This is a genomic window from Streptomyces sp. NPDC054841 (assembly GCF_053611045.1).
In genome coordinates, this window is sequence record NZ_JBSGZO010000732.1 from 1 (window position 1) to 3,007 (window position 3,007).

Genomic DNA, 3,007 nt, shown 5'->3' on the forward strand with positions numbered 1-3,007 from the left:
CTCCTGGGCCCGTCCGCGGTGCGGCGGTGCGGCGCCGCCAGGGCCCAGTTCACGCGCGCTGCCCCGCTTGCCGGGCCGGTGCGCGGGGCAGCGCCGGGGCCGTTTCAGGACCATGGCGCGCGCAGCCCGGACGTCACCGCCGCTGCACGACGGGTGACGTCGCGACAGCGGTGACCACCAGCCCTCGTTCGACCAGCCAGCGGCCCGTCAACTGGCGTGGAAGCAGCGGCTGACCGGACGTGCCGGCTGCGGGACGCGCTCGCAGGTGGGCCGTGAAAGTGCCGGCCAGGGTGTCGAAGTGGAGTTCCGCGTCCTCGAAGCTCAGGCGTTCCCCGGTGCGCGGGTACCAAGCCTTGTACACACTCTCCTTTGCGCTGAACAGCAGCCGGTCCCAGTGCGTGCCGGCCGGTGCGGAACCGATCCAGGCCCGCTCGGCGGGCAGGGCAATGGCCTCCAGGACCCCGCTGGGGAGCGGCCCGTGCGGCTCGGCGTCGATACCGAGCATCATCGACTGATTCCCGTGTGCGAGCGCCGCTGCCCGGTATCCGTCGCAGTGCGTGAGGCTGCCGATGACCGCAGCGGGCCAGAGCGGGGCGCCGTGCCGGTCGGGCAGAACGGGCCCGGGAGACTGCCCGAGCTCGGTCAAGGCCCGGCGGGCGCAGTACCGGACCGTCGTGAATTCTTTGCGCCGCTTCTCCACGGACTTGCGGATGAGGGCGGCCTCCTCGGGGTAAAGCTCCACGTCCGGCGGGTCCCAGAAGGACTCGACGACGGCGACACCACTGGGCAGCAGCCGCCTCAGCATCCCGGGTTCCTCCACCTCCGGCACAGTGGCCGACAGGACATGGCGGGCCCGGGCGTCGCTGTGGGCGTGTTCCCGCAGCGGGTCTGCTTGCGATCCATCGGTCACAATCCCACCTTGCTCACGTCTCCGAGGAAACCGTTTCCGCTGTTTCCGGGAGTGATCGACTCCTCGGCGTGCTGGTGAACGCGGCTTCACACCGCGGCCCTTCACACCGGACCTGCACGGGACGCCGGCACCGGGCCGTCAACGGACCGTACACGCGACACCGGTGCCGGTGCCGTACGCGCACGCACGGCACCGGCATCGGCGTACTCGCAGCCTGTCAGGCCACCGGCTCGGACAGGCCGGCGTCCTCGCTCTCCATTGCGGCGAGCAGGTCCGACGCCATGTGGGCGACAGCGGGGCTTGTGAGCATCCCGGTCTCATCGTCCTTGAGGCAGATCTCCCGCGCGACGAACCCGGCTTCGGGCATCAACAGCGCCGCCCGTGTACGGGTGAGTCCTTTGCCGGGGCTCGACGAGGACAGCGCGGTGCACTCGGACCAGAGCGGGATCACGTCGTACAGCTCGGCCAGTGCGAGCACACGGAGCCGGTTGACGGCTCTGTTCAGGGATGCCGTCGTCGCGCCGGCTGCTGCGTTCGGCCCGGCGGCGCGGCCCGTGCCCAGCAAGGCCCAGGAGATCCGCGTGGCCAGAGCTGCGGGATCGTCGAGGCGCTGCTCCGGAGAGGACCCCAGGTCCCGCTCGAGGCTGATCACATCGGGCTCGTCCAGCAGGTACGGGGCGTCGGCGATCGCACGCCGGAACTCTCCGACCACCGTTTCAATGTCGACCAGTTCCGGGTCGAAGAGCAGAACGCGAGGGGCTCGCTGCCCCGTTCTGCCAAGCGCCTCAGCGATCGCGCAGGCCAGGATGGCTCCCACGCGCCGACCGAGCACAGCGCGGACCCTCAGCCCGCTTGCCCGCACCGCGTCCAGCCAGGGCTCGATGAAGGCGGCCAGACTGTCCCCCTTCAGAGGAGAGTCGAACTTCTCCAGAGCGCGCCACACGTTGTGCGGGGTGTCCAGGAGTGGGACCAGTTCCCGGAAGTCCGCCATGTTCTCGCCGGACAGCATGTCGATCGCGAGAATCAGTCCACCGGATTCTCCGGAGCCTATTTCTTCCCAGTATTCTGGCCCATCCATAGCGCTTCCTCACTCCGTGATGCCGTGGCACGGTGGCGATTTACCGGCCCACGAACACGCCAGGAAAGCCAATCGGAACGGCGGCCACTCCAGGAAAGGGCACAACCGCCGTCTCCGGTACCGACCCGCCGCCGAGGCACGCGACTCATTCGACAGGTACAGCGTCATCCTCGCCCGTTTCGGCCTGCAACCAGGCAGAAACGGGAGAGGAATGATCTTCTGTTTCACCGACCGGCGTTCCCAGCGACTGACGACGTCAGCTTAGGGCGGGAGGATTCGGATGCGTACCCCTACCAGTCCCTGCCGGTCCCCTACCGGTCCCCTATCAGGCCGTGAACCAGCCCCGGGCCCGGGCCAGATCCATGACACAGCCGCGGACTTGCCGAATCTGGCCTGCCGTCAGAGTACCGACCGACTCGAGCAGGGCTTCCGTGAGATCGGTGCGAAACTCCGCGGCACTGACCACCTGTCGTACTCCCACCTGGCCGGCCGACGGTTCGTCCGGGGTGCTCCCGCCCGCGGCCGGCCGGGCGGCAACTCGGTTCGAAGACGGCTGATAGACCAGGCGGATCTGCGAGGCCTTGGGGCCCTTCTCCCCCATCTCCATGAAGAACTCGACCTCACTGCCCTCCTGGTACAGGTACTTCTCGTCGAGCAGGTCGTTCGCATGCATGAAGACGTCCTCACCTCCCTCACCAGGGTTGATGAATCCGTACCCCCGGACATCGTCGAAACGCAGAACCTTCCCCGTCATCAACACGACCACGCACCTCCACCATCAACTAATTACACCGTGCTTGGTTGCTCTCTTTCGGAGAGTCAACACCGCAATAAACCTACATGATTTCATGAAATGCACGAGGCGTACTGTTCACAACGCGGTACCCCTCTCGCGGCTGCTTTCACCGGCACCGCCGACCGGTCCATCGCACTCGTCGGCGCCCCCCTTCGGCGCCGGTTCGTGTTGGTCGAGTAGTCGTCGAGCAACGACCCCACCCCCGGGCTGCGGCGCCCAAAGC

At 67.7% G+C, this 3,007-nt stretch carries 3 protein-coding genes; all 3 read right to left on the reverse strand.

Features of this window, described 5'->3' with window-relative positions; all coding sequences use genetic code 11:
- Positions 1 to 133 precede the first annotated feature (133 nt).
- The 3 genes from ACWGI8_RS42435 to ACWGI8_RS42445 all read right to left on the reverse strand — a co-directional run bounded on the left by ACWGI8_RS42435 (position 134) and on the right by ACWGI8_RS42445 (position 2,742).
- Positions 134 to 910 carry a 4'-phosphopantetheinyl transferase family protein gene (locus tag ACWGI8_RS42435; RefSeq protein WP_453668805.1) on the reverse strand — a complete coding sequence of 259 codons (777 nt, stop codon included), beginning with the start codon at positions 908 to 910 and terminating at the stop codon, positions 134 to 136.
- Between the two features lie 217 nt (positions 911 to 1,127).
- Positions 1,128 to 1,988, reverse strand: coding sequence for a hypothetical protein (locus tag ACWGI8_RS42440; protein ID WP_453668806.1), 861 nt, complete (start codon positions 1,986 to 1,988; stop codon positions 1,128 to 1,130).
- A gap of 325 nt (positions 1,989 to 2,313) precedes the next feature.
- Positions 2,314 to 2,742 (reverse strand): cold shock domain-containing protein, encoded by a 429-nt coding sequence (locus ACWGI8_RS42445; RefSeq protein WP_453668807.1) that lies wholly within the window; start codon positions 2,740 to 2,742, stop codon positions 2,314 to 2,316.
- Positions 2,743 to 3,007: the final 265 nt, after the last annotated feature.